The organism is Sinorhizobium sp. NFACC03 (assembly GCF_900103435.1).
Lineage (GTDB): Bacteria > Pseudomonadota > Alphaproteobacteria > Rhizobiales > Rhizobiaceae > Ensifer.
Genome location: NZ_FMXF01000001.1, coordinates 822,269 through 846,454 on the forward strand (window position 1 = coordinate 822,269; position 24,186 = coordinate 846,454).

Annotated in this window: 23 protein-coding genes; 13 read left to right on the forward strand and 10 right to left on the reverse strand. The window is 62.3% G+C overall.

Annotation, left to right across the window (positions count from 1 at the left end; translation table 11 throughout):
• The first annotated feature begins 126 nt into the window (after positions 1–126).
• The 7 genes from fabD to gmk all read left to right on the forward strand — a co-directional run bounded on the left by fabD (position 127) and on the right by gmk (position 7,306).
• Positions 127–1,071: an ACP S-malonyltransferase gene (gene fabD, locus BLU35_RS04005; protein WP_093232172.1), complete on the forward strand. Its 945-nt coding sequence runs from the start codon at positions 127–129 to the stop codon at positions 1,069–1,071.
• Positions 1,072–1,110: 39 nt separating this feature from the next.
• A complete protein-coding gene (fabG, locus tag BLU35_RS04010) occupies positions 1,111–1,848 on the forward strand; it encodes a 3-oxoacyl-[acyl-carrier-protein] reductase (RefSeq protein WP_057252708.1) in 738 nt (245 codons plus the stop codon).
• A 333-nt stretch (positions 1,849–2,181) separates the two neighbouring features.
• Positions 2,182–2,418 carry an acyl carrier protein gene (locus BLU35_RS04015; RefSeq protein WP_003531676.1) on the forward strand — a complete coding sequence of 79 codons (237 nt, stop codon included), beginning with the start codon at positions 2,182–2,184 and terminating at the stop codon, positions 2,416–2,418.
• A gap of 216 nt (positions 2,419–2,634) precedes the next feature.
• Positions 2,635–3,900: a beta-ketoacyl-ACP synthase II gene (gene fabF, locus BLU35_RS04020; RefSeq protein ID WP_057252706.1), complete on the forward strand. Its 1,266-nt coding sequence runs from the start codon at positions 2,635–2,637 to the stop codon at positions 3,898–3,900.
• Positions 3,901–4,450: 550 nt separating this feature from the next.
• On the forward strand, positions 4,451–5,656 hold the full coding sequence (mltG, locus tag BLU35_RS04025) for an endolytic transglycosylase MltG (RefSeq protein WP_058320228.1): 1,206 nt from the start codon (positions 4,451–4,453) through the stop codon (positions 5,654–5,656).
• Between the two features lie 99 nt (positions 5,657–5,755).
• Positions 5,756–6,643, forward strand: coding sequence for a YicC/YloC family endoribonuclease (locus BLU35_RS04030; RefSeq protein WP_058329419.1), 888 nt, complete (start codon positions 5,756–5,758; stop codon positions 6,641–6,643).
• 3 nt (positions 6,644–6,646) lie between these two features.
• Positions 6,647–7,306, forward strand: coding sequence for a guanylate kinase (gmk, locus tag BLU35_RS04035; RefSeq protein ID WP_057252701.1), 660 nt, complete (start codon positions 6,647–6,649; stop codon positions 7,304–7,306).
• 93 nt (positions 7,307–7,399) lie between these two features.
• Here the strand turns inward: gmk and rsmA are convergent, their stop codons facing one another.
• The 7 genes from rsmA to BLU35_RS04070 form a co-directional block, all read right to left on the reverse strand.
• Positions 7,400–8,227, reverse strand: a complete 828-nt coding sequence (gene rsmA, locus BLU35_RS04040; RefSeq protein WP_057252700.1) for a 16S rRNA (adenine(1518)-N(6)/adenine(1519)-N(6))-dimethyltransferase RsmA — start codon at positions 8,225–8,227, stop codon at positions 7,400–7,402.
• Positions 8,227–9,255 carry a 4-hydroxythreonine-4-phosphate dehydrogenase PdxA gene (pdxA, locus tag BLU35_RS04045; protein WP_057252698.1) on the reverse strand — a complete coding sequence of 343 codons (1,029 nt, stop codon included), beginning with the start codon at positions 9,253–9,255 and terminating at the stop codon, positions 8,227–8,229. Before pdxA ends, rsmA begins: the two co-directional genes overlap by 1 nt.
• A 13-nt stretch (positions 9,256–9,268) precedes the next feature.
• Positions 9,269–10,207, reverse strand: coding sequence for a SurA N-terminal domain-containing protein (locus BLU35_RS04050; RefSeq protein WP_057252696.1), 939 nt, complete (start codon positions 10,205–10,207; stop codon positions 9,269–9,271).
• Between the two features lie 187 nt (positions 10,208–10,394).
• A complete protein-coding gene (locus BLU35_RS04055; RefSeq protein WP_093232173.1) occupies positions 10,395–12,746 on the reverse strand; it encodes an LPS-assembly protein LptD in 2,352 nt (783 codons plus the stop codon).
• Positions 12,746–13,828: an LPS export ABC transporter permease LptG gene (gene lptG / locus BLU35_RS04060; RefSeq protein ID WP_093232174.1), complete on the reverse strand. Its 1,083-nt coding sequence runs from the start codon at positions 13,826–13,828 to the stop codon at positions 12,746–12,748. The genes BLU35_RS04055 and lptG overlap by 1 nt, the downstream gene beginning before the upstream one ends.
• Positions 13,822–14,991 carry an LPS export ABC transporter permease LptF gene (gene lptF, locus BLU35_RS04065; RefSeq protein ID WP_058329472.1) on the reverse strand — a complete coding sequence of 390 codons (1,170 nt, stop codon included), beginning with the start codon at positions 14,989–14,991 and terminating at the stop codon, positions 13,822–13,824. Before lptF ends, lptG begins: the two co-directional genes overlap by 7 nt.
• Positions 14,988–15,431 carry a hypothetical protein gene (locus BLU35_RS04070; RefSeq protein WP_143032886.1) on the reverse strand — a complete coding sequence of 148 codons (444 nt, stop codon included), beginning with the start codon at positions 15,429–15,431 and terminating at the stop codon, positions 14,988–14,990. Before BLU35_RS04070 ends, lptF begins: the two co-directional genes overlap by 4 nt.
• Here BLU35_RS04070 and BLU35_RS04075 point away from each other — a divergent pair.
• Both BLU35_RS04075 and BLU35_RS04080 read left to right on the forward strand, forming a co-directional pair.
• Positions 15,409–16,902 (forward strand): leucyl aminopeptidase, encoded by a 1,494-nt coding sequence (locus BLU35_RS04075; RefSeq protein WP_093232176.1) that lies wholly within the window; start codon positions 15,409–15,411, stop codon positions 16,900–16,902. The two genes, BLU35_RS04070 and BLU35_RS04075, sit on opposite strands and share 23 nt — an antisense overlap.
• A gap of 41 nt (positions 16,903–16,943) precedes the next feature.
• Positions 16,944–17,393 (forward strand): DNA polymerase III subunit chi, encoded by a 450-nt coding sequence (locus BLU35_RS04080; protein WP_058329417.1) that lies wholly within the window; start codon positions 16,944–16,946, stop codon positions 17,391–17,393.
• 73 nt (positions 17,394–17,466) lie between these two features.
• Here the strand turns inward: BLU35_RS04080 and BLU35_RS04085 are convergent, their stop codons facing one another.
• Entirely contained in the window at positions 17,467–18,393 is a 927-nt protein-coding gene (locus BLU35_RS04085) for a Gfo/Idh/MocA family protein (RefSeq protein WP_093232177.1), read from the reverse strand.
• Between the two features lie 227 nt (positions 18,394–18,620).
• Between BLU35_RS04085 and BLU35_RS04090 the strand changes: the two genes are divergently transcribed.
• Entirely contained in the window at positions 18,621–19,463 is an 843-nt protein-coding gene (locus tag BLU35_RS04090; protein WP_093232178.1) for a GNAT family N-acetyltransferase, read from the forward strand.
• 19 nt (positions 19,464–19,482) lie between these two features.
• Here the strand turns inward: BLU35_RS04090 and BLU35_RS04095 are convergent, their stop codons facing one another.
• Positions 19,483–21,372: an ABC-F family ATP-binding cassette domain-containing protein gene (locus tag BLU35_RS04095; RefSeq protein ID WP_057252683.1), complete on the reverse strand. Its 1,890-nt coding sequence runs from the start codon at positions 21,370–21,372 to the stop codon at positions 19,483–19,485.
• A gap of 324 nt (positions 21,373–21,696) precedes the next feature.
• Here BLU35_RS04095 and BLU35_RS04100 point away from each other — a divergent pair, with 324 nt between their 5' ends.
• The 3 genes from BLU35_RS04100 to BLU35_RS04110 all read left to right on the forward strand — a co-directional run bounded on the left by BLU35_RS04100 (position 21,697) and on the right by BLU35_RS04110 (position 22,950).
• The gene (locus BLU35_RS04100) at positions 21,697–21,984 is read left to right on the forward strand and encodes a hypothetical protein (protein ID WP_057252679.1); all 288 of its coding nucleotides are present in this window, start codon (positions 21,697–21,699) and stop codon (positions 21,982–21,984) included.
• A 145-nt stretch (positions 21,985–22,129) separates the two neighbouring features.
• Positions 22,130–22,408: a hypothetical protein gene (locus BLU35_RS34855; protein ID WP_143032887.1), complete on the forward strand. Its 279-nt coding sequence runs from the start codon at positions 22,130–22,132 to the stop codon at positions 22,406–22,408.
• A gap of 89 nt (positions 22,409–22,497) precedes the next feature.
• Positions 22,498–22,950 carry a MarR family winged helix-turn-helix transcriptional regulator gene (locus BLU35_RS04110; RefSeq protein ID WP_093232179.1) on the forward strand — a complete coding sequence of 151 codons (453 nt, stop codon included), beginning with the start codon at positions 22,498–22,500 and terminating at the stop codon, positions 22,948–22,950.
• A gap of 10 nt (positions 22,951–22,960) precedes the next feature.
• Here the strand turns inward: BLU35_RS04110 and BLU35_RS04115 are convergent, their stop codons facing one another.
• Complete coding sequence (locus BLU35_RS04115; RefSeq protein ID WP_176907121.1) at positions 22,961–24,040, reverse strand: GGDEF domain-containing protein; 1,080 nt, start codon at positions 24,038–24,040, stop codon at positions 22,961–22,963.
• Between the last annotated feature and the right edge of the window lie 146 nt (positions 24,041–24,186).

Below are 24,186 nucleotides of genomic sequence, written 5' to 3' on the forward strand. Positions count from 1 at the left end.
GAGCGGGGCAAGAAAAAGCGTGTGCGGTTATCCGCCCGCGTCCCGCTCTAACTCATAAGAACCGATCACTATGATTTTGTGTCGATTCGACCCAAAATCATAGTGATCTAGGGAAGGGACTATCCCATGAGCATTGCATTCACGTTTCCAGGCCAGGGCAGCCAGGCTGTCGGCATGGGCAAGGATCTGGCGGACGCTTTTCCGGAAGCCGCTGCCGTCTTCGCCGAGGTTGACGAGGCGCTCGGAGAGAAGCTGTCCGAGATCATGTGGAACGGCCCCGAGGAAACGCTGACGCTGACCGCGAACGCGCAGCCGGCGCTGATGGCCGTATCGATGGCCGTCATCCGGGTGCTCGAAGCCAAGGGACTCGACATCAAGTCGAAGGTCTCCTTTGTCGCCGGCCATTCGCTGGGCGAATATTCGGCGCTCTGTGCTGCCGGCACCTTCTCGATCGCCGACACGGCGCGTCTCTTGCGCATTCGCGGCAACGCGATGCAGGCGGCCGTACCGGTCGGCAAGGGTGCGATGGCCGCGATCATCGGGTTGGAGCATGCCGATGTCGAAGCCGTCTGCCGCGAGGCTTCGGCACTCGGCTCCTGCCAGATCGCCAACGACAATGGCGGCGGCCAGCTGGTCATTTCCGGAGAGAAGTCTGCCGTCGAGAAGGCTGCCGCATTGGCATCCGAAAAGGGAGCGAAGCGCGCATTGATGCTGCCGGTCTCCGCACCCTTCCATTCGAGCCTGATGGCGCCGGCCGCCGACGCCATGCGCGAGGCTCTCGCCAAGGTCGAGAAGCACAATCCCGTCGTACCCGTGGTCGCCAACGTGCTCGCCGCACCGGTCAGCGATGCCGACGAAATCGCCCGATTGCTCGTCGAGCAGGTCACCGGCCAGGTCCGCTGGCGCGAGACGGTCGAATGGTTTGCCGCCAACAATGTCACGACGCTTTATGAACTCGGTTGCGGCAAGGTCCTGACCGGGCTTGCCCGCCGGATCGACAAGACTGTCAACGGTATCGCCGTCAATACGCCTGCCGATATCGACACGGCTCTTGCAGCACTGCTCGCGTAAGCCGTCGAACAAGCGCACCAGTTACAAGGAATCAATCAGATGTTCGATCTTTCCGGCCGCAAGGCTCTCGTCACCGGTGCATCCGGTGGTATCGGCGAAGAAATCGCCCGCATGCTGCACGCGCAGGGCGCGATCGTCGGCCTGCACGGCACGCGCGTCGAAAAGCTGGAAGCGCTCGCCAATGAACTCGGTGATCGCGTGCAGCTCTTCCCGGCGAACCTTTCCGACCGCGCCGAAGTCAAGGCGCTCGGCGAAAAGGCTGAGGCCGAGCTTGGCGGCGTCGATATTCTCGTCAACAACGCCGGCATCACCAAGGATGGCCTCTTCGTGCGCATGAGCGACGAGGACTGGGATGCCGTTCTCGAGGTGAACCTGACCGCCGTCTTCCGCCTGACGCGCGAGCTGACCCACCCGATGATGCGCCGCCGTTTCGGCCGCATCGTCAACATCACCTCGATCGTCGGTGTCACCGGCAATCCCGGTCAGGCCAACTACTGTGCCTCCAAGGCCGGCATGATTGGTTTCTCCAAGTCGCTGGCTCAGGAGATCGCGACGCGCAACGTCACCGTCAATTGCGTTGCTCCGGGCTTCATCGAAAGTGCGATGACCGGCAAGCTCAACGACAAGCAGAAGGACGCGATCATGGGCGCGATCCCGATGAAGCGCATGGGCACCGGCGCGGAGATTGCGTCGGCCGTCGTCTATCTCGCGTCGAACGAGGCTGGCTACGTCACCGGCCAGACGATTCACGTCAATGGCGGCATGGCCATGATCTGATCCGGTTTCCGGGATGTGCCGCCCGCCGAGATTGTGCGACGGGTGATATTCAACGTCTCGGGACACCGCCTGCCAAATGCCTGAAATTCAATGTTGAGCAAGCGAATGTCAGGCATTTTCGGACTTTGCGGCAGACTTAAACCGTGTTAATCGGGCCATGACTGTTAGCAGTCGACCGGTCCCGCCAGGTGTCCGGCAGCCTTGGCTGCCCTGGGTTTGCCGCAGTTCCGGTTGGATGGATTGCCGGGTAGGCCGTCTTGGTCTATCAGGCTTACATAAGAGTACCGGTGCCGGAATAGGCGCCTACAGAAACGAAGGTCGAGGAACTCCGACATGAGCGATATCGCAGAACGCGTAAAGAAAATTGTTATTGATCATCTTGGCGTCGACGCCGAAAAGGTCAGCGAAGGCGCAAGCTTCATCGATGACCTCGGCGCGGACTCGCTCGACACCGTCGAACTGGTCATGGCTTTCGAAGAAGAATTCGGCGTTGAAATCCCGGACGACGCTGCTGACTCGATCCTGACTGTCGGCGACGCCGTCAAGTTCATCGAAAAGGCTCAGGCCTAATATCTGAGCGGCTACGGCCGCAGACGGGCCGCCGAAAGCGGCCCGTTTCAGCCCAGGGAAGTGGGCTGTCCCGCAAGCGCGGGTGCCGATCAGCAAGCGTTCTCCGCTTTTCCCTCTGATCGTGAATGAGAACCTTAAAATGGATGCCCGGATCGGGTTCGTTACACGTGGTCCGATCCGGCTCTGAAATTGAAAAGTCAGGGTGGGTCGCGGACTATGAGACGTGTCGTTATCACCGGTACCGGCATGGTATCTCCCTTGGGTTGCGGAACTGAGGCGACGTGGGCGCGCCTTCTTGCCGGGCAGAATGCTGCACGCAAGGTAACCGAATTCGAGGTCGAGGACCTTCCTGCCAAGATCGCCTGCCGCATTCCCTTCGGTGACGGCACCGACGCAACATTCAACGCCGACGACTGGATGGAGCCGAAGGAGCAGCGCAAGGTCGATCCGTTCATCGTCTACGCGATGGCGGCCGCCGACATGGCGCTTGCCGACGCCGGCTGGAAGCCGGAGACCGACGAAGACCAGATCGCGACCGGCGTGCTGATCGGTTCGGGTATCGGCGGTCTCGAAGGCATCGTCGAAGGTGGCTATACGCTGCGCGACAAGGGCCCCCGCCGCATTTCGCCATTCTTCATTCCCGGCCGCCTCATCAACCTTGCCTCCGGCCAGGTGTCGATCCGCCACAAGCTGCGTGGCCCGAACCATTCGGTTGTCACCGCCTGTTCGACCGGCGCGCATGCCATCGGCGACGCCAGCCGGCTGATTGCGCTCGGCGATGCCGACGTCATGGTCGCCGGCGGCGCGGAATCGCCGATCTGCCGCATTTCGCTCGCGGGCTTTGCAGCCTGCAAGGCGTTGTCGACGCAGCACAATGACGACCCGCAAAAGGCATCGCGCCCCTACGATATCGACCGTGACGGCTTCGTCATGGGCGAGGGCGCCGGCGTCGTCATCCTCGAAGAGCTCGAGCACGCCAAGGCGCGTGGCGCCAAGATCTATGCGGAAGTGGTCGGTTACGGCCTTTCCGGCGATGCCTTCCACATCACCGCCCCGTCGGAAGATGGTGACGGCGCCTATCGCTGCATGCAGATGGCGCTGAAGCGCGCCGGACTGACGGCGGCCGACATCGACTACATCAACGCCCACGGCACTTCCACCATGGCGGACACGATCGAGCTTGGCGCCGTCGAGCGCCTTGTCGGCGAGCATGCGTCGAAGATCTCCATGTCCTCGACCAAGTCGGCGATCGGTCACCTGCTTGGCGCTGCCGGTGCTGTCGAAGCGATCTTTTCGGTGCTCGCGATTCGCGACAATATTGCGCCGCCGACGCTCAACCTCGACAATCCGTCTGTGGAAACCAAGATCGACCTCGTGCCGCACGTCGCGCGCAAGCGCGAGATCAACGTGGCGCTGTCGAACTCCTTCGGCTTCGGCGGCACGAACGCCTCTCTGGTCCTGCGCCGTTACACGGGCGCCTGATCGGGGCCCTGGCAATCATCGGATCGATCCAACAAGTCGGTCCGATGATCCTGCTTTTGCCGCATTGCTCGCTACAAGCATGCTTTGGGAGGATGCGCCGCCATCGCGGCGGCGTTGCCGACCGCTATGTTCGCGCAAGGCATATCTGTCAGTTTGCCATTTAGCTATTGCCGGGAACATGTCGTTCGCCCCAGGGATAACCGAAGGCGGCGCGTTCCGAACGACTGCATGTCTCCTGTCCGGTTTAAGGATGAAGCAGGCAGCCATTTAGAGTGTTACAGCGACCTTAACGCGTCCTATAAGACGTGCGGTTCTGTAAAGTGTCAGGTCCCCGTCGCGTTCTCTTGAATGGACGGTGAACCGACACATTTCTGTGGTTCTTGGGTGCCAATGCACCGCGCCGCAGGTCTATTGTGTTGAAGACTGCGGAATGCCGCCCGCCAGGTCGGCGCCGTTTATGAAATTGACTTAAGCCTGCCATGGTCCAGTCCGAAATTCGCACCGGGGCAGGATAGAGAATGAGGCTGCGAATTTCGGGTTCGGGATAATCGTGAGCGACTCAAACGATAACGGCGCGGCGCAATTCGGCCGCAATGAAAACGCGAGCAACGGGCCGATCATTCCGAAATCGGCAAACGAGGCACTGCGCCCGGAAAAAGTGCCACAGCCCCCGAAGCGGTCGCGCAAGGCGCGCAGCCAGGTGGTGATTTTCCTGAATTTCGTGATGACCATCATCGTCTTTGCGGCACTCGCTGCGGCCGGCACGGTCTACTATGCCATGCATCAGTACGAGAAGCCGGGTCCGCTGCAGGCAAACCAGAACTTCATCGTCAGGGGCGGCGCCGGCATGAGCGAGATCGCCAGCGGTCTCGAGCGCAGCAACATCATCACCGATGCGCGCGTCTTCCGTTTCGTCTCGGAGGCCTATCTCGACAACGAGACGCTGAAGGCCGGCGAATACGAGATCAAGGCCGGCTCGTCGATGCAGGACGTGATGCAGCTTCTGAAGTCGGGCAAGTCGATCCTCTATTCGGTTTCTCTGCCCGAAGGCCTGACCGTCAAGCAGATGTTCCACAAGCTTTCCGACGATCCGGTCCTGGTTGGCAATCTGCCGACCGAGCTTCCGCCGGAAGGTTCGCTGATGCCCGATACCTACAAGTTCACACGCGGTACCAAGCGCGGCGAGATCGTTCAGCAGATGGTTGCCGCCCAGAAGGTTCTGGTCGATCAGATCTGGGAGAAGCGTGATCCGAACCTGCCGGTCTCGACGGTCGAGGAACTCGTCACGCTGGCTTCGATCGTGGAGAAGGAAACCGGCCGCGCCGACGAACGGCCACGGGTCGCCTCCGTCTTCATCAACCGGCTCGACAAGGGCATGCGGCTGCAGTCCGACCCGACGATCATCTATGGCATTTTCGGCGGTGACGGAAAGCCGGCGGACCGACCGATCCTGAAGTCCGACATCGACAAGCAGACGCCCTACAACACCTATATCATCAAGGGGCTGCCGCCGACGCCGATCGCCAATCCGGGCCGTGCAGCGCTGGAGGCGGTCGCCAATCCTTCGCGCACGCCGGAGCTCTACTTCGTGGCCGACGGTACGGGCGGCCATGTCTTTGCCGAGACCCTGGACGAACACAACGCGAATGTAAGGCGTTGGCGCAAGGTGGAAGCCGAGAAGGCTGCGGAAGCCGCAAAGGCGGCCGCCGACGCTGGAACGGCCGAACCGGCAGCGACAGCAGCGCAGCCGCAATAAACGCCTGCATTGTGGACGGATAGATCACGGCGCGGATATCCCTTGCGGGATGCCGCGCCGTCGACTTATTGCTTCTGCTGAAACACAACGGAGGTGACGATGCCGCTCCAATCGATGACCGGCTTTGCCCGGAGGGAAGGCAGCAGTGGCCGCCGCCGTTGGGCCTGGGAACTGCGCTCCGTCAACGGCAAGGGTCTTGATCTCAGGTTACGCCTGCCGCAGGGGCTCGAGCGCTTCGAGCCCGAAGTGCGCAGGCTCGCGGCCGATTATTTTTCGCGCGGCAATCTCCAGATCGGACTTTCCGTCAGCGGCGCGGAAGCGACCGTCGAGGCAGTGGTCAATCAGGGTGCGCTGACGGCGGTCTTGAACCTGCGCGAACAACTCGGTGATCTCGTCGACCCGGCGCCGCTGAAGTTCGACACGTTGCTTTCCATCCGCGGCATTGTCGATTTTCGCGAACCGGAAGAAAGTGAAGAGGAACGCGCTGCGCTTGATATGGACATCCTCGAAGGACTGAGGCTGGCGCTTTCCGATCTCCGCGTCATGCGCGAAGACGAGGGAGCCGCGCTCTGTCAGATCCTGCTGGCGCAGGTTGAAGGCATAGAGACACTCACGGCGACGGTAGAGGCTGATCCATCGCGCAGCGCCGCGGCGATCGCCGATCGGCTCGCGCAGCAGGTGGCCCTGGTCATGGACAATGGCTCCTCGCTCGACCGGGAACGCCTCTACGCCGAAGTGGCGCTGCTTGCCACCAAGGCGGATCTTCGGGAAGAAATCGACCGGCTCGGCTCGCACATCGTTGCGGCGCGCGATCTGTTGTCGAAGGGCGGCCCAGTTGGCCGCAAGCTCGACTTCCTGGCACAGGAATTTAACCGAGAATCGAATACGATCTGTTCCAAGTCGAATGCGGCCGCCGTATCGGCCGCCGGCATCGAACTCAAGGTCGTCATCGACCAGTTCCGCGAACAGGTCCAGAATCTGGAGTAAAGCATGACCCCGGCGACCCCTTCGCCCATCAAGATTGCCCGTCGTGGGCTGATGCTCGTCATTTCCTCGCCGTCCGGTGCTGGAAAATCGACGATCGCGCGCAACCTCCTGGAAGCTGATCCGGAGATGAGCATTTCCGTCAGCGTGACGACGCGCCAGCGCCGCCCGAGCGAAATCGACGGACGGCATTATCATTTCAAGACGATCCGTGAATTCGAGGCGCTCAGGGCAACCGACTCGCTGCTCGAATGGGCCGAGGTGCACGGCAACTTCTACGGAACGCCGCGCGACGCCGTCGAAGCGGCGATGGCCGCCGGCCGCGACATGCTCTTCGACATCGATTGGCAGGGCGCTCAGCAGCTTCAGGAAAAGATGGCCGGCGACGTCGTGTCGATCTTCATTCTGCCGCCGTCGATGGCCGAGCTGCAGTCACGCCTGCATCGCCGGGCGGAGGACAGCGAAGAGGTGATTGCCACGCGGCTTGCCAATTCGCGCGCCGAGATCGAGCACTGGCGGGAATACGACTACATCGTCCTCAACGACGACCTCGACCGCGCGTTTTCTGCGGTGCGGGCGATTGTCGAGGCGGAGCGTCTGCGCCGCGACCGGCGCCCGGGTCTGTTTGACTTCGTCAACGGGCTCCTGACGGAGAACCCGTTCTGACAACTGCAAAAGAATGGCTCCTTCGGGAGCCATTTTCGAATCGCGCCATATCTCGCCCGACTGGCGGTTGACCGGTCGCGATTGGTCTCTCGCTTAGAGGCAGTTTGCCAACCGGCAGAACTCTTCCACCGAAAGCGTCTCGGCCCGTCGCTGCGGGTCGATATCGACCTTTGCCAACAGGGCCTCGCCGCCAAGCGGCTTCAGGCTTTGCCGCAACATTTTGCGGCGTTGGCCGAAGGCAGCGTGCGTTACCTTCTCCAGAGATGAAACGGAGCAGGGGATCGGATTTTCCACGGGCTCCAGATGGACCACCGATGACGTCACCTTGGGTGGCGGCGTGAAAGCTTGCGGCGGCACGTCGAAGGCCATCCGTGCCTCTGTACGCCAGCCGCAGAGCACACCGAGGCGCCCGTAGTGATCGTCATCCGCCTCGGCGACGATCCTGAGGCCCACTTCACGCTGGAACATCAGCGTCAGCGATTGCCAGAAAGGCGGCCAGCGTTCGGGCAGCAGCCAGTTGACCAGCAATTGCGTGCCGACATTGTAAGGCAGGTTGGCGATGATCTTGACCGGCCCGCCGTCGGCAAGCGTCTCGAACCGCGTCTTCAGGGCGTCGCCTTCGATCACCTGCAACCGGCCGGGATAATGCGCGCCGATTTCGGCAAGCGCCGGCAGGCAGCGGGAGTCGCGTTCGATCGCGATGACCTTCTTGGCGCCGAGAGCCAGGATGGCGCGCGTCAGGCCACCGGGACCAGGGCCGACCTCGATGACCGTCACGCCTTCGAGCGAACCGGCAGTCCGCGCGATCTTCTGTGTCAGGTTGAGGTCGAGCAGGAAATTCTGGCCGAGCGCCTTCTTGGCGTCGAGGCCGTGGCGCTGGATCACGTCGCGCAAGGGGGGGAGACCGTCGAGCGCGGCCATCAGCGGGTATCTCCTGGCATATTGGCCGCGAGCGTTGCGGCAAGGTCGAGCGCAGCTCTCAAGCTGTCGTCGCGGGCAACGCCCTTGCCGGCCAGACTGAAGGCAGTACCGTGGTCGGGCGATGTGCGGATGAAGGGAAGGCCGAGCGTGACGTTGACGCTGTCGTCGAAGCCGAGCGCCTTTGCCGGGATCAGCGCCTGATCGTGGTACATGCAGATCGCAACGTCGTAGGTCGCGCGCGCCCGATCGTGGAACATGGTATCCGCGGGCAGCGGCCCCACGGCATCGATGCCTTCAGCGCGCAGCCGGTCGATGACGGGGCGGATGATCGCGTCATCCTCAAGGCCGAGCGCGCCGTTTTCGCCGGCGTGTGGATTCAGTCCGGCGATCGCGAGGCGCGGGCGCTCAAGCCCGAAGCGGTTGCGCAGATCCGCCGCCGTTATCACGCAGGTGCGATAGATGAGATCCGGCGTCAGCTGGTGCGGCACATCCTTCAGCGGGATGTGGATCGTGACGGGGACGGCGCGCAGCTTCGGCCCGGCAAGCATCATGACAGGCAGAACAGGTTGCCCCGTTGCTTTCTCGGCGAGATCCGCCAGGTACTCGGTATGGCCCGGAAAGCGGAAGCCGGCATCGTAAAGGACTGCCTTGGCGATCGGGTTGGTCACGACCGCGGAGGCTTCGCCGGCGGTCACGAGCCGTACTGCCGTGTCGATCGCGCCGATGACGGCGCTGGCATTGGCAGTGTCGGGATCGCCTGCAGTGACCGGGTGAGGGCAGGCAAGCGGCAGCACCGGCAGCGCCGCATCGAACGCGGACATGGCGCCGGCACAATCCGTCTCCCGAAGGGGAACCAAATAGCCAAGCGTCGCCGCACGCGCGGCAAGCACCGAAGGATCCCCGATGAACAGGAAGGGTGCCGTCGCGTGTTCGCGGCGGCCAAGCCAGGCCGAAAGGCTGATGTCCGGCCCGATACCGGCCGGGTCGCCCATGGTCAGGGCGAGTGGTCCGCCGGTTGGTTCGCGCATGTTGCCGTTGTGCTTACTTGTTGACGATCTGCGCTTTCTTGCGCAGTTCCTCGAGGTATTTTTCGCTGTTCGGATCTTCCCCGCCGGCCTTCTTCTTGCCGATGTCCTCGGCACGGAAGACGATTTCTGCGGCCGTGTCGTCGTTGACTTCACGCTTCTTGCAGATTGCCAGGTACTCGACGCCCTTTTCGGTCACGCGGGTTCCGGTCGTGCCGTTCTCCCCGGCCTTCTCGACCAACGGCTTCCACTCGTCCGGCAGCTGCTGGGCAAGCATCCGGCCGAGACTGCGGATCGAAACGTCGCGATAGTTGGCGGCAAAGGTCTTCGACGTCTCGCAGCCCGGGAACTGTGAACGGGAGGCGTTCGCCTCGGCCTGCCGCTTTGCCGTGATGGCGCCGCGCTTCTTCTCGGGAATGACGAAGATCACCTGCTGCAGGAAGTATTCGGTGGTCACCGGCTTGTTGCCGCCGCCTTCCATCATCCGTTTGACGAGATCGGCGCCCTGGAGGCGGCTCGAATTGCCATAGCGGAAGTTGACCGCGCGGGGCCAGCTCATCTGTACGGCGATGAATTGCTTGAAGTGATCGGCGCCGACACCGGCCTGGTCGAGGATCTTGCCGAGCTGTTCCGCCGAAAGCTTGTTGCCCGCAGCAAAACGGGCATAGGCGGCATCGACGTCCTGCGTGCTGACGGATTGTCCGATGCGAACGATTTCGGCGCGCTTCAGGACCTCGTCCACCAGTTGCTTCTTCGCTTCCTCGGGGCCGCCCTTCTGGCGCTGAAGACGCAGGAATGCAACCCGCTTGGCAATATCGCCCGAGGTGATCACGGTGTTGTTGACCGTTACCTTGACCTGGCTTGCAGCCTGCGCACCGGCACATGCCGCGATGCTCAGGGCTCCGGCCACAGCCAATACCGAAAGCGTCCTCAAGATCGACATTTTCCCGCCCATTACCTTTTCCTGTTTGCCGGACGATCACCGCCGTCGGGCCTTGTCCGCCTACCGGCTTTGCGCCGTTGCCTTATCTTGTCGGAGGAAATGCATAATACATGCGGCCAAACGATGACAAGACCGTTTGAGCAGCCCAAAATTGCGCGAGGGGGCGAACTTCGCGTTCCGCCCCCTCGTTTCAATGATCTTAATAGTAATCCAGCTCTTCGAACTTGGTGTCGCCGACATTCACGTCACCGAGCGTACGGAAGCTGATTCTGGCGCCGATCGACCAATCGTTCGCCAGCGTGCTGCCGGTATCGCGTTCCTGCTTGTAGACAAGCGAGAACAGGGTGTCCTGATCGTCGTAGGTGATGCCGAAGCCGTTGCGCGTGATGACGTCCTGGTTGATGTCGTAAGTGATGGCACCAAAGACCGACCAGTAGTCATGGAACTTGTAGGCGGCCGCCGTCTGGATTTCGTCCTGGTTCACCTGCGAGCCATAAAGCGGCTGCGCTTCGATGCGTGTATAGGTCATCGCAGCCTGCCACGTCGTGCCGAGATACCCGACGGTCGCATCGGCACGGCGCAGTGCCAGATCCTTTTCGTCGAGGCGGCCCGAGAGGCTCGCCATCAGGCCGGACGGTGCGTCGATGCCGAACATCGCGACATAGTCCGAGCGCTTGGTTTCCAGACCGGAATTCGCGCCGGCCTTCACCAGGTCGTCGGTTGCGAAGGAGTTCAGGCCTCCGAGATGGAAGGATTGGCCGACGATGCTGCGCAGGCCGTAGCCACTGTCGAAGGTACCGGTATAGCGGAAGCCGATGTTGGCGCGCGTACCACCTTCGACCCGGTCGAAGCCAGAGAACTTGTCGCGGTCGAAAAGGTTGGTCGCATCGAACACAAAGCTCTGGGCGTCTTCGTTCGGCAGGCCACCGGCGTCCTGTTCGTCAGGGCGTGCGTAGAGCTGAGCGATCGGCTCAAGCACGTGGCTGCTGTTTTCGCCGACGAACAGGATCGGGTAACGGGCTTCGAGACCGGCGGTCAACATGTGCCGCGTCGCCGCGTCGCTGGTGTCGTAGTCGCCGGTGTAGAGCGGTCCCGGCGCGTCCATGTTGAGGCCGAGGGCATCGCCGCGCGCCGCAAGGAGCGGCGTGACGACGAGACCGCCGGGAGCGATGAACATGCGCTTCCATTCAAGCTCGCCGGTCAGGCGGTGGGTCGTGCCCTCAAGGCCGCGGAAACGATTGACGACACCGGGGACGGTTTCGAGGTCCAGCCGGTTTCGTTTGACGTTCGTGAAGTTGACGGTTGCCGAAAGCTCGCCGCCCAGCACGGGCTTTGGCGCCTTGTAGGAGTAGTCAAGGACCTGCGTAACGGGTTGCTGGTTTTCATTGATGCTATTCGGGTCCGCGTCCTGAATGTCGAAGTAGAAGGCGCGCAGATCGAAGAAGTTTCGCTTGCCGAGGCCGGTCAGATAGGCCTGGTTGACATAGGTCGTGTTATCGAAGTTCGACAGTTCGTAGGTCTTGGCGAAGTTGGCATCCGACTGGACGAGGACGTTCCAGCCGAACGTCCAGCGCGGGTTGATCTCGAATTCAGCCCGCGACGCGATCATGCCGCGATTGGTCTTCATCGCGTCGACCGTGCCCGGCGTGAACTTGCTCTTGTCGAGCTGGCTGATGCCGGCAACGTTCAGCGTATGGAAGCCGTTGTGGAACCGCTGACGGAACTCGCCCTCCAGCAGGAAGCCCTGCCGGGTCAGGCCCGTCACGGTTGCCGTTGCATCCATATAGGGCGAGATCGCCCAATAGTAGGGGACGCCGACGCCGACGCCGAGCTTCTGGGCCGAGCGGAACGTCGGGAACAGGAAGCCGCTCTTGCGCTTGACCGTATGGTCGGGCAGCTCCATCACCGGGATATAGGCGATCGGCTTGCCGAAGAGTTCGAAGCGGGCATTCTCAAGCCGAATCGTCCGCGTGCGACCGTTCTGAACGACGCGTTGCGCCTTGATATGCCACAGCGAGCGATGCTCCGGCTTGGTCGAGCAGGGCGTGCAGGCCGTGTAGACGGCCTCGTTCAAGATGAACTCCTCACCGTTCCGACGCTCGCCGCTCGTGGCGGCAAGACGGGTCAGATCGGTGGTTTCGATTCGCATCTGCTCAAGGAAGCCGTCGCCGAAATCGTCGGTGACGTCCATCTTGTCGGCGTAGACGACATTGCCGCCCGGCTCGATGAACTGGATTTCCCCGGATGCATAGATGCGGCCATTCTTCTGGTCGTATTCGACCTGACGGGCCACCATCTTATAGCCGCCGTAGTCGATCTGCACGTTGCCGCGCACGATCACCTTCTCGGCGTCCTTGTTGTAAACGAGCTCATTGGCGGACAGAAGCAGCTTGGCGTCTTCTGGCATGTTCGGGCGCAGCGAATCGAGGCGGTCCGAAGTCTGCTGCGCCATCGCAGGCGCACTCATTCCCATGGCAAGTGTCTGCAGCGCCACGCCTGCAAGCAGGGTAGCGTTGATCAGCGTCATGCGTTTGCGGTTCACTACCGCCACTAGCCATCCTCCTGATTTAAAAGAATCGTCGAGCCCAGCGCCATCGCTACAACAACTGGCAACCAGGCTGCAACGAAAGGAGGCACAATGCCGCTGCTCCCGAATGCTTTGACAAGCACGGTGACGACATAAAGCACGAAGCCTGAAAGGATGCCACCGAGAATTACGGAGCTAGATTGGTTAAACCGGCTAAACTTGAGCGACACGCAGGCGGCTATCAGCGTCATGGCGACGAGAAGCAGTGGCAGCGAGAGCATCGAGTGAAATTGGGTTTCCATGCCATTGGTTGAAAAACCAAAGGAGCGAGCCACCTCGATCTTTGCCGGAAGGTCAAAAAACTGAATGGAATCAGCCTTTGCAAGACGTTCCTGAACAAACTCGGCTTTCAGATTGGTGCTGAGTTGTGCTGTTTTCAAACGCCGCGGCAGCTGCCCGTTTCGCGTTTCAGTTACCTCGTTAAGAAGCCAGTAACCATCTTCGAGTTTCGCGGACGTCGCATCCTGTCTCAGAATGATCGTTCCCTGTGGATCGAAGTGGATAACGGTGACGTTGAGGAGCGTCGTGCCATTGTCCTGGACCGAGCGCGCGCCGATGATTGTATCGGTACCGTTGTAGATCTGTCGCAGCCACGGAATCGATCCGGAATCCGAGGATCGCGAGGCGCCCCATTCCGCCAGCAGTGCCTCCCCACGCTTCGTTCCCCAGGCCGCCAGCGGGTTGAGCGCAACGACAGCGAGCACGCCGAAGAGGAAGGCGCCAAGGACGAAGGGACGCAGGAACTGCCAGACGGAAATACCTGCGGCGCGGGTCACGACCAGTTCGTAGCGCCGGTTGAGGGAGATGAGCGCCGCCATTGCCGAAAACAGCGCCACAAACGGTATCGTCTGCTGGAGGATCAGCGGGATACGGAGGGCGGTCATCAGCAGAGCGCCGGTGATCGAATAGTGCGGCAGGTTCGCCAGGCGGCTCGCCTGCTCGCTGAAGTCGATGATGAAGATCAGCGAGAAGATGCCGACGAGGAACCAGAAAGTGGTGATCACATAGCGGATGAAGAAATAGCGTCCGAGCGTGCCCATCAGGATGGCTGCCCTCCCTCGGCGTCACGCCGCACCAGGCGCAGGCGAACCAGGAGATCCTGCAGCTTTTCCTGCCCGGTCATCGGGATATCCAGACGTTTGTTGCTCACCAGCTGGTGAATGCAGAGCCCGCCGGCTGCGAGCGGCACGATATACATCAGCGGCACGAACCAGATGGAATCCTCGGCGCTGTTGCCGGCATAGAAGGTCATCCAGCGGATGAGCAGCGCTGTTCCGAGCGCGCTCACCATTGGATGGACGCGTGCTTCCCGGTGAGAGCGCGCATCGCTGCTGAACACCAGTGCGATCAGGCCGAAGAGCAGCGGAAAGGTCCACTCCGTCAGGCGGCGGTTGATCTCGGCTGTGAAGGCAAGCGGATTGTTTTTGTAGACCTGATCGTTCGGATCGGGATTGAGAAGGCCGGCCAGGTCGCGGTCCTTCGCCCGGATCGTCGCCTCGCGCGTGGTCTTGGTCATGTCGGCGAGGTCGAAGGCATAGGAATCGAACTTGATGATCGAGACGCTGCCGTCAGGCAGTTTGCGTTGCACCTCGCCGTCCTTCATCACCAGCGCGGAGCTCTTTTCATCCACCGCGCCTTCGCGGGCGTAATAGACGAGCTCGAAGGCGGGATTGCGCGAATCGGCAACGAAGATGCCCTGCAATACGCCGCCGCTGCGCCGTGCTCCGACCTGAACGTAGAGCCCGTCGGCAACCTTGCGGAACGAATTCTCCTGAACGACCGACGACAGAAGGTCGGCGTTGGCGGTCGCCAGCATTTTGCGTACCGAAACGCGCGAATAGGGCTCGACGAAGTTGTCGACCGCGAAGGACAGGACGCTCAGGGCCGCGGCCAGATAGATGACCGGCCGGATGATGGCCATGCGCGAACTGCCGGCGGCGTTGAGCACGGTCAGTTCCGAATCGGTGTTCATCGTGGTCAGGGTCTGGGTGACGCCGATGACCAGTGCGAAGGGCAGGATGATCGGGATGACCGAAGGCAGGATGAGGGTTGCCAGTTTGGCGAAGGCCAGAACCGACTGGCCGCTGTCGGTAACCAGGTTGACGTTGGCAAGCGCCTGCGTCGTCCACACAATGCCGAGCAATGGCAGGAGTGTCGCGAGGAACATGACCAAGGCACGCCGGAAGATGTAGCGTTCGATCAGCTTCATGCCCGTGTCCGGTCCAAAATCCTGCTCATGTTTCTGTCCGGCGGCGGCGTCGGACCGGGCATTTGCCCGGGTCCAAACCGAAGCCCGGTTCTTACCCGATATTTCGTGTCGCTCAAACTGTGAAGCAACAGGGATAATTTAAGGCGAAGAACCTCGGTTAACCGCATGTAAACATCCGGGGGCATCTTGCCAAGCGGTTGAAAAGCGAGAAGGGTGCCGGCCACAGCTTTGACGGTGGCGAATGTTGCGAATATTTTCCACTGTAACCGCCCGGTAACAGGGCGGATCGCCACAAGCCTCGCCGTGTCATCCAGATGCGTCGCGGCCAGATCACCTTGCCCTGGCGCCCGGCTCTCGGAAGCTACTTTCGATTCTCTGGCTGCGCACGGAAACAGGAAAATATCCCGGAGTTTTTCAATGCCGATGAAGTTCGAGTTCACCTTTGCCAAGTCCCACCGGCCGAGCGGCGGCGTTGCCGTGCTCCTCAAGACGTCGGGTGGCGGAGCCGCGGCCGGCGCGGATGTCGCCGATCCGGAAGACGTCGTGACAAAGGCAGCCAAGGTGAAGAAGTTCACCGGAAAGGCGTTCTCCAGCCTCGATATTGTTGCGCCGCATGGCTCGCCGGCTGACCGAATCATTGTGTTTGGCCTCGGAGAGGCGGATGTGCTTTCGGATCACGATTGGCTGAAGGCCGGCGGCGCCGTTGCGGCGAAACTCGGCTCAGTCGACAAGGTGACCGTATTCGTCGATGCGCCTGGGGTCGACGTGACCGGCAGGGCGGCCGCAGATTTCGCGCTCGGCATGGAGATGAACGCCTATAGCTTCGACGGCTACAAGACCAAGAAGGCCGATGACGACGCCAAGTCCTCCGGCAAGCCGACCAAGGTCACGATCGTCACCGGTACCGTCATTGCCGCGAAGAAGGCTTTCGGCACAGCAGAGGCGGTGGCCGAAGGCGTGTTCCTGGCGCGCGACCTGGTGAACGAGCCGGCGAACGTACTGGGACCGGTCGAGTTTGCCGCCAAGGCGAAGGAACTGGAGAAGCTCGGCGTCGAGGTCGAGATCCTCACGGAAAAGGAAATGAAAAAGCTCGGCATGGGCGCGCTGCTTGGCGTCGCCCAGGGGTCTACCCGACCGCCGCGCCTCGTGATCATGCAGTGGAAGGGCGGCAAGGCCAAGGAGCGGCCGCTCGCCTTTGTCGGCAAGGGCGTCGTCTTCGACAGCGGCGGCATCTCGATCAAGCCGGCCGCCGGCATGGAGGAAATGAAGGGCGACATGGGCGGTGCGGCTGCCGTCACCGGCCTCATGCATGTGCTGGCCGCGCGTGAAGCGAAGGTCAACGCCATCGGCATCATCGGCCTTGTGGAAAACATGCCCGACGGCAGCGCCCAGCGCCCCGGCGATATCGTAACGTCGATGTCCGGCCAGACGATCGAAGTGATCAACACCGATGCCGAAGGCCGTCTCGTGCTCTGCGATGCGCTCTGGTATTGCAACGACCGCTTCAAGCCGCAGGCAATCATCGACCTTGCGACGCTGACCGGCGCCATCATGGTTGCGCTTGCGACCCATCACGCCGGCCTGTTCTCCAACGACGACCGTCTGGCCGGGCAGCTCCTTGCCGCCGGCATGGCGACGCAGGAACGCCTGTGGCGCATGCCGCTCGGCAAGGAATACGACAAAATGATCGACAGCAAGTTCGCCGACATGAAGAACACCGGCGGCCGCCACGGCGGTGCGGTGACGGCGGCGCAGTTCCTGAAGCGTTTCGTCAAGGACACGCCCTGGGCGCATCTCGATATCGCCGGCACCGCCATGGGCACGCCGACGGATGAGGTCAACCAGTCCTGGGGCTCGGGCTTCGGCGTACGACTGCTCGATGAACTGGTGCGGGCGAGCTACGAGTCCTGACCCGCCGTGCTGGACGTGACGAAAGGCGGGAAGCAATCGGCATGACCGAAATCCTGTTCTATCACCTGACGGAATCGAAGCTCGAAGACGCGCTGCCGCCGTTGCTCGACAAGAGTGTCGAGCGCGGCTGGCGGGTAGCCGTGCAGACGATCGATGCCGAGCGGCGTGACGCGCTGGACACGCATCTCTGGGTCTATCGAGACGAGAGCTTCCTGCCGCATGGCACGGATGCCGGTGATTTCGCTGCCGACCAGCCGGTGTTGCTGGTGGCCGACGAAGGCAATGCGAATGCGGCGACGGTGCGTTTCGTCATCGATGGCGCCAGCCCGCCTGATGTTTCGGCCTATGAGCGCATCGTCTTCATGTTCGACGGCTACGATCAGGATCAGCTTGAAGGCGCACGCGCCCATTGGAAGCGGCTGAAGGGGGAGGGGCACAACCTCACCTACTGGCAGCAGAACCGCGACGGCCGGTGGGAAAAGAAGGCCTGAGTTTACAACGCGTTGCGACAAACAAAGCCCGCGGCCGATACCGCGGGCTTTGCGTTTCTGCCTGTCTGGAAAATCAGTCGTGGAACGCTTCGACGAACTTGCGCTTGCCGAGCATGAAGGCGTCGGCGACGTGACGCAGCGGCGCGAGATCGACGTCCGACCGTCCGGCTTTGACGATCTCGGCGAAACGCCGATAGAGCATCGGGTATTCCTGTTCCGGCTCCTGATGCACGAGCTTGCCGTCGACGGCGAGCTTGGCGCCGCCTTCGGACAGTACCATCTCGCCCGCCGCCGTCCGGGCGACGATATCCCAGCTCTGCTTGCCGGTCTGGCGCCAGTCGAATTCGGCGGAAACCGGCAGTTTCTTCCCATCCGTGAAGGCGATGTTGGCAGCAATCGGCGCGTCGCGATTCTCGGGGAACTCGAGCACGGCCGAGGTTACGAACAGCGGGCGCGGCAGAATGTGGGTGACGATCGAAAGCGCGTTGATGCCGGGATCGAAGACGCCGAGGCCACCCGCCGCCCAGATCCATTCCTGGTTCGGGTGCCAGTGGCGCACGTCTTCCTTCCAGATGACCTGGACATCATTGATCGTCGTTGCCGCCAGGAAGGATTTTGCCGCTTCCACGGCCGGCGCGTAGCGGGAGTGCCAGCTCGCAAACAGCGACAGCCCCTTCGATGCCGCCAGCGCCTCGAGGTCTGCGACCTCGCTGAGGGTGGCGCCCGGAGGCTTTTCCAGGAACACATGCTTGCCGGCGTCGAGTGCTGCGCGGGCGGCCTCGTAGCGATACTGCGGCGGCATGCAGAGCGATACGGCCTCGATCGCAGGCACGGCTTCGAGCATCGCCTCGATCGATTTGAAGTTGTCGATGCCGTCGACCGTGCCATGCCGGCTTGCGGCGGCGATCAGGTGATAGTCGCTGTTCTTGGCGATCGCCGGCAGGTGCTGGTCGCGAACGATTTTGCCGACGCCGACAAGGGCAATTTTGATGGGGGCCATGGTGTTCCGCTCGATTTGTATGACTTATTGTCGGCTCTTGTAGCAGATTGCGCAGGGCGGACAAGCGGCGCCGGTCCGTCGCCAGCATATGCCGTCAATGTCGGGGAAATCGACAGATTATCATTCCCTCTGAACGCCACTGCGCTAGCTCTACCACCGGACGTGCCGTTTCGTCCCGTCAACCGGGCTGACGATAGGGCGATCTGACCGCCCAAGAGGAGTGAACCATGCAGCAGCAAATCCGTCGTGCCAGCCGCGCCGAACTCGACGTCATGATCGAGTGGGCGGCCGAGGAGGGGTGGAATCCCGGGCTCGGTGATGTCGGCCCCTTCTGGGCGGCCGATCCGGACGGCTACTGGATAGCCGATGGAGAGGACGGGCCGGTCGGCGCCATCTCGCTGGTGCGATACAACGAAAGCTACGCCTTTCTCGGCTTCTACATCACGCGACCGGAACACCGCGGCAAGGGGATCGGTCGGCAACTGTGGCAACAGGCGATGGTCGTCGCCGGGAACCGCATCGTCGGCCTCGACGGCGTGGTCGCACAGCAGGAGAATTATCGGCGGTCCGGCTTCACCTATGCCCATGCGAACATCCGCTACGGCGGTGTCATCGACGTAATCGAGCCGCCGGGCGCCGACCTCCTGGAGGTCGCCCCGGTCCATATGTCGCTCCTCACCGAGTATGACCGCCGCTTCGTCCCGGCGCGTCGCGAGGCGTTCCTTCGTGAATGGCTGAAGTCGAGCGATGGACGGCGCAGTGTCCTGCTGCTGCGCGACGGCGCAGTCGCGGCCTATGGAACGATCCGGGCTTGCCGAAACGGCTTCAAGATCGGACCGCTCTTCTCCGACACCGAGACCGGCGCCGATCTGGTCTTTCGCAAGCTCGCCGCCGGTGTCAATGGCAGCGAAATTTACCTCGACATCCCCGAACCGAACGCCTCGGCCAAGGCGCTTTGCGATCGCTACAATCTGCGGGCAGCGTTCGAGACGGCGCGCATGTATCGCGGGCCCGACCCCGGGCTGCCGTTGGCACGGATCTACGGCATCACCACGTTCGAACTGGGCTGACCGGTCGGACAGGCTTCTGTCAGCCGGCCATTGCCTCTTCATACTCGGCGGAAAGCTCAAGCCATTGCTCTTCGGCGTGAGCGAGTTTCACTGCCGCGTCGGAGCGTTCCTTGGCTTTCTGGGCGGCTTTCGCAGGCGACTTTTCGTAGAGCACCGGATTGGCCAGTTCCACATCAAGTGCCTGAATCAGTTTCTCCAGTTTTCCGGTCAAGGATTCGATTTCATTGATCTTCTTGCGGAGCGGCGCCAGCGAAGCGCGCTTGTCGGCATTGACCTTGCGCTGGTCCGCCTTCGAGAGGCTGTCATCGGCTCCGTTCGGCTTGGCCTTGTCGTCCTTGGGCTTGGGTCCGCCGACGATCAGGCTGCGATAATCCTCAAGGTCGCCGTCGTAGCTCGTCACCGTTCCGTCGCGCACCAGCCACAGCCGGTCGGCCGTTGCCTCGATCAGATGGCGATCGTGCGAGATCAGGATGACAGCGCCAGAATAGTCGTTGAGGGCGGTGATCAGCGCGTTGCGGCTGTCGATGTCGAGGTGGTTGGTCGGCTCGTCGAGGATCAGGAGGTTCGGTGCGTCGAAGGCGGCAAGGCCCATCAGCAGCCGTGCTTTCTCGCCACCCGAGAGATCCTTGGCAGGCGTTTCCATTTTTTCCGTCGCCAGCCCCATCTGCGCCACGCGCGAACGCACCTTGGCTTCGGGGGCGTCCGGCATGCGCCGGCGCACATGCTCGACGGCGCTCTGCGTGGGGATGAGGTCGTCGAGCTGGTGCTGGGCGAAGAAACCGACCTTGAGGTTCGGCGCGATCTTCAGTTCGCCCGCCTCCGGCGCCAGTCGGCCGGAGATGAATTTGGCGAAGGTCGACTTGCCGTTGCCGTTCGAACCGAGCAGCGCGATGCGGTCGTCGGTATCGATCCTGAGGTTCAGCCGCTTGAGGATCGGCTTGCTGGGCTCGTAGCCAACGGTACCGCCGGTGACGGCAATGATCGGGGAGGCGGCTTCCTTCTCCGGGTCCGGGAAGGAGAAGCCCTGGACGTGATCCTCGATCACCGCCGCAATCGTGCCCATGCGCTCAAGTGCCTTCACGCGGCTTTGCGCCTGGCGGGCCTTGGTGGCCTTGGCCTTGAAGCGGTCGATGAAGCTCTGCAGGTGCTTGCGCGCCGCATCGTTCTTGGCTTTCGCCTTCATCTGCAGCTCGTCGGCCTCGGCCTTCTGCCGCTCGAACTGGTCATAGGGTCCGCGATAGAAGGTAAGCTTCTTCTGGTCGAGATGCACGATGGCGTTGACCGCAGTGTTCAGCAGATCGCGGTCGTGGCTGATGATGATGACCGTGTGCGGATAGCGGCGAATGTAGTCCTCAAGCCAGAGCGTGCCTTCGAGGTCGAGATAGTTGGTCGGCTCGTCGAGCAGCAACAGGTCCGGCTCGGAGAAGAGCACGCCGGCGAGCGCGACGCGCATGCGCCAGCCGCCGGAGAAGGAGGAGGCCGGGCGCAATTGCGCTTCGTGATCGAAGCCGAGGCCGGCGAGAATGCTCGCGGCCCGCGCTTCGGCCGAGTGGGCGCCGATATCGGCAAGCCGGGTCTGGATCTCGGCGATGCGGTGCGGATCGGTTGCGGTCTCGGCTTCGGCGATCAGGGCCGAGCGTTCCTTGTCGGCCTTCAGCACGATCTCGATCAGCGGTTCCTCGGTGCCGGGCGCTTCCTGGGCCACCTGACCGATGCGGGCGTTCTTCGGCAAGGAGACGCTGCCGGCCTCGGAGGCAAATTCACCGGTGATGATGCGAAACAGCGTCGACTTGCCGGCACCGTTGCGGCCCACGAGCCCGGCCTTCGTGCCCGCCGGAAGCGTCACGGATGCGTTTTCGATGAGGAGACGGCCCGCGATGCGGGCGGAAAGGCCGGAAATCTGGATCATTGCGGCCTTTTGCCCGGACTTGGCCGGGAAGGCAAGAGGCGCGGCCTCGACCGCATCCGCCTTGGCTACCCTCTTGTGACCGTTCGCGATTTCAAGGGGTCATTGTTATCGATTTTTGAACAAGGCGTTCCGACAATCGATACTACACATCCTCATCGTGAGGGACCATCTCAATAACGGAAGGGCGGGGAACGCTCTTCTGACCGCCTCGATCGACTGAACGCCATCGGCAAGGGCCCCGCGTTTGGAGAGACGACCGATCCGGCCACGGACAATTTAGATGAAACCTCGTTCATGTGAACGAGCCTCCCAGGAGTGAAGACCATGAAAACTGCAATCCAGACCGCTCTTTCCGCCGCTCTCGTTGCAACCGCTATCCTCGGTGGCGCCTCCGCTGCCTTCGCCGGCGGCAGCTACTACGAAGGCGTCAGCCCGACGCCGCTCTACACCGAGCGCACGCCTGCCGTCACCGGCAAGACCTCCTTCACCATCGGCAATTCGGAAGCTGGCTATGTTGACAGCACCCGGACCGGTTCGGTCGTCAACTACGGCGTTGCGCCGAAGAGCGTGATCGGCGGCGAAGGTGAATACTATCAGGGTATTTCGCGCTAACCGCGACGAAGAAGGGGTGCGGGTTTCTCCCCGCACCCTCTTTCAAGGGATTTGATTGATCATTGCCATGATCCTATGAGGCGACCTCCCAAGCGCCCAGGCGGGGCTTAGCCCCCACCGTCTATCTCCACCAAGGAACCGATCTATGAAGAAGTCCATTGCCGCGATCCTCGTTGCGGCCGCCGTGCTTGGCGGCGCGTCGGCCGCTGTGGCCGGCGGCAGCTACTATGAGGGTGTGAGCTCCACGCCGCTCTTCACCGGCCGCGCCGAAGCGTCCGCCGGCACCGGTGTCTCCGCGAGCACGACCAGCCGCGGCGACTATTATGCGGGCGTCGAAGACAGATCCGTCGACACGACGGCAACCGGCGCGATCGCCGGCAGCGGCGCCAAGGCTCTCGGCCAGGCCGACGAAAACAAACAGTAAGTCACGCCAAACGGTTGACCGAACAGCCCGGTCCCGCCACGCGGGGCCGGGTTGTTTCGTTTTGGCGTTGCCAAATGAGGTACATTGCCATGACAGAAAAAATCGAAGTCGCCGAGCGGCTCTTCGATCTCTATCAGTGCGTTCATCGCCTGGTGAACACATCGATGTCGGAGGAAGGCGTTTCGCTCGCGCGCAGCAAATTCCTGTTCTATCTCAACAGGCTGGGGCCCTGTCGCTGCGCGGATATCGCTTCAGCGCTCGGTTTTGCGGCGAGAACCGTCACCGAAGCGATCGACGGGTTGGAGCGGGACGGCATGGTCGTCCGTGACGCGGACCCGGAGGATCGCCGCGCGAAGATCATCTCGATCACCGATCGCGGCCGGTTCGCACTGGAAGCGGCGCTACAGCCACGTCATCGCACGATCGACGAATTGTTCTCGGCGCTCGATGATTGCGAGCGCACCGAACTCTTTCGCCTGCTTGGTTGTCTGCGGGAGAAGGCGACGGAGATCGACGAAAACCGCCAGCCGGTCGCCGCCTGACGCGCGACACTCAGGCGGCGTTCTGACCGTAGGTCCTGCCGCGGTCGCGGCCGAGTGCCGCCGAATAACAGAGGATGCCGGCGCCATCGCGCGCGCCGGCCAGTGCCAATTCGGCCTGGGTCAGGAGATCGGCGCTCGTCGATGCCGGCTGCGCTATGGTGATGCCGGCCGCAAGCGAGAGCGTCTCGGCGGTGTGCGCGCGCCCCGGAAGGGTTACCTTCAGTTCCTCCACGGATTGGCACAGGCGCCGAACAATGGCTTCGGCGTTTTCGACGCTGGCGTCCCGGCAGACGAAGGCGAAGTCCTGCTGACCCACGCGGGCGACGAAGTCGTTCTTCTTGATCGACTTGCGAAACAGCGCCGACAGCTTGGTAAGCGCCTTGCTCGCAACCGTGCCGCCGTGGTGCTCGGCCATCTCGCGAAGTCCTTCGACAGAGACGAGAAGCATGGCAACCGGCTGGTCGGTTCGCTCCGTTTCGAGAATGGAGTCGAGCTTCGCCGTCAGCGCCAGACGGTTCGGCAAGCCGGTAGCGGGGTCGCGGGTGAGCGACCGGCGGCTTTCGGCGAGATCTCCCTCGAGTTCGGCCATGCGCTGCGCACTGGTTTCCAAGGCGTGCTGCAGAGCATTCTCTTCGTTCATCAAACGGCCTGCCGCTTCGCGCAGCCGCGCGGCGTCGTCCGCGAACTCCGACAGGCCGACGACAGGGTCAGCTGCCAACCGACCGGCGAAATGATCGAGTTCGGTCTTGAATGACTGCTTCTGCGCCAGCGCAAGCTTGAGCGTGCTGGCCATGTCGGCGAGGGCTTCCTGGGCTGCGGCTCTCGCCCGGTCCGCGGCGAGGGCCGCGTGGGAGACGAGGTGATGCTTGAGGCCCAAGGCGTCCAGCAAGTCCTGTTGCGGATTGTGCCCGAGCTCGGGAAGCTCCCGGGAAAGCTGGGGCAGGCGACCGGACAGCGCCTCGTAGAAAAGCTCGTAGTTGCGGGGCAGGGCAGCGACACCGTGCGCGGACATTGCGTGCGCCACCTTCAGAATGATCGCCGCCTGCCTCGCCTGCGATCGGCTGGCGTCCGCTGGAACTTGCCTGGTCATTCTGTCGTGTTCCTCAATGCCTGTCGGATGGTGATGTCCGGATCGATGCACTATGGAAGGCTGCATTTAAGGGAGTCTGAAGATTTCGGGCAGTCGCCTATTCCTGCCCGGTATGGTTGCTGAATTTCATCTGCCAGGCGGCGGCG

Bases quoted from the DNA above. Each gene is read 5' to 3' on its own strand.
- fabD (WP_093232172.1), top strand. From the start codon at position 127: ATGAGCATTGCATTCACGTTTCCAGGCCAGGGCAGCCAGGCTGTCGGC.
- fabG (WP_057252708.1), top strand. From the start codon at position 1,111: ATGTTCGATCTTTCCGGCCGCAAGGCTCTCGTCACCGGTGCATCCGGT.
- BLU35_RS04015 (WP_003531676.1), top strand. From the start codon at position 2,182: ATGAGCGATATCGCAGAACGCGTAAAGAAAATTGTTATTGATCATCTT.
- fabF (WP_057252706.1), top strand. From the start codon at position 2,635: ATGAGACGTGTCGTTATCACCGGTACCGGCATGGTATCTCCCTTGGGT.
- BLU35_RS04030 (WP_058329419.1), top strand. From the start codon at position 5,756: ATGCCGCTCCAATCGATGACCGGCTTTGCCCGGAGGGAAGGCAGCAGT.
- gmk (WP_057252701.1), top strand. From the start codon at position 6,647: ATGACCCCGGCGACCCCTTCGCCCATCAAGATTGCCCGTCGTGGGCTG.
- rsmA (WP_057252700.1), bottom strand. From the start codon at position 8,227: ATGGCCGCGCTCGACGGTCTCCCCCCCTTGCGCGACGTGATCCAGCGC.
- pdxA (WP_057252698.1), bottom strand. From the start codon at position 9,255: ATGCGCGAACCAACCGGCGGACCACTCGCCCTGACCATGGGCGACCCG.
- BLU35_RS04050 (WP_057252696.1), bottom strand. From the start codon at position 10,207: ATGGGCGGGAAAATGTCGATCTTGAGGACGCTTTCGGTATTGGCTGTG.
- lptF (WP_058329472.1), bottom strand. From the start codon at position 14,991: ATGAAGCTGATCGAACGCTACATCTTCCGGCGTGCCTTGGTCATGTTC.
- BLU35_RS04075 (WP_093232176.1), top strand. From the start codon at position 15,409: ATGCCGATGAAGTTCGAGTTCACCTTTGCCAAGTCCCACCGGCCGAGC.
- BLU35_RS04080 (WP_058329417.1), top strand. From the start codon at position 16,944: ATGACCGAAATCCTGTTCTATCACCTGACGGAATCGAAGCTCGAAGAC.
- BLU35_RS04085 (WP_093232177.1), bottom strand. From the start codon at position 18,393: ATGGCCCCCATCAAAATTGCCCTTGTCGGCGTCGGCAAAATCGTTCGC.
- BLU35_RS04090 (WP_093232178.1), top strand. From the start codon at position 18,621: ATGCAGCAGCAAATCCGTCGTGCCAGCCGCGCCGAACTCGACGTCATG.
- BLU35_RS04095 (WP_057252683.1), bottom strand. From the start codon at position 21,372: ATGATCCAGATTTCCGGCCTTTCCGCCCGCATCGCGGGCCGTCTCCTC.
- BLU35_RS04100 (WP_057252679.1), top strand. From the start codon at position 21,697: ATGAAAACTGCAATCCAGACCGCTCTTTCCGCCGCTCTCGTTGCAACC.
- BLU35_RS34855 (WP_143032887.1), top strand. From the start codon at position 22,130: ATGAAGAAGTCCATTGCCGCGATCCTCGTTGCGGCCGCCGTGCTTGGC.
- BLU35_RS04110 (WP_093232179.1), top strand. From the start codon at position 22,498: ATGACAGAAAAAATCGAAGTCGCCGAGCGGCTCTTCGATCTCTATCAG.
- BLU35_RS04115 (WP_176907121.1), bottom strand. From the start codon at position 24,040: ATGACCAGGCAAGTTCCAGCGGACGCCAGCCGATCGCAGGCGAGGCAG.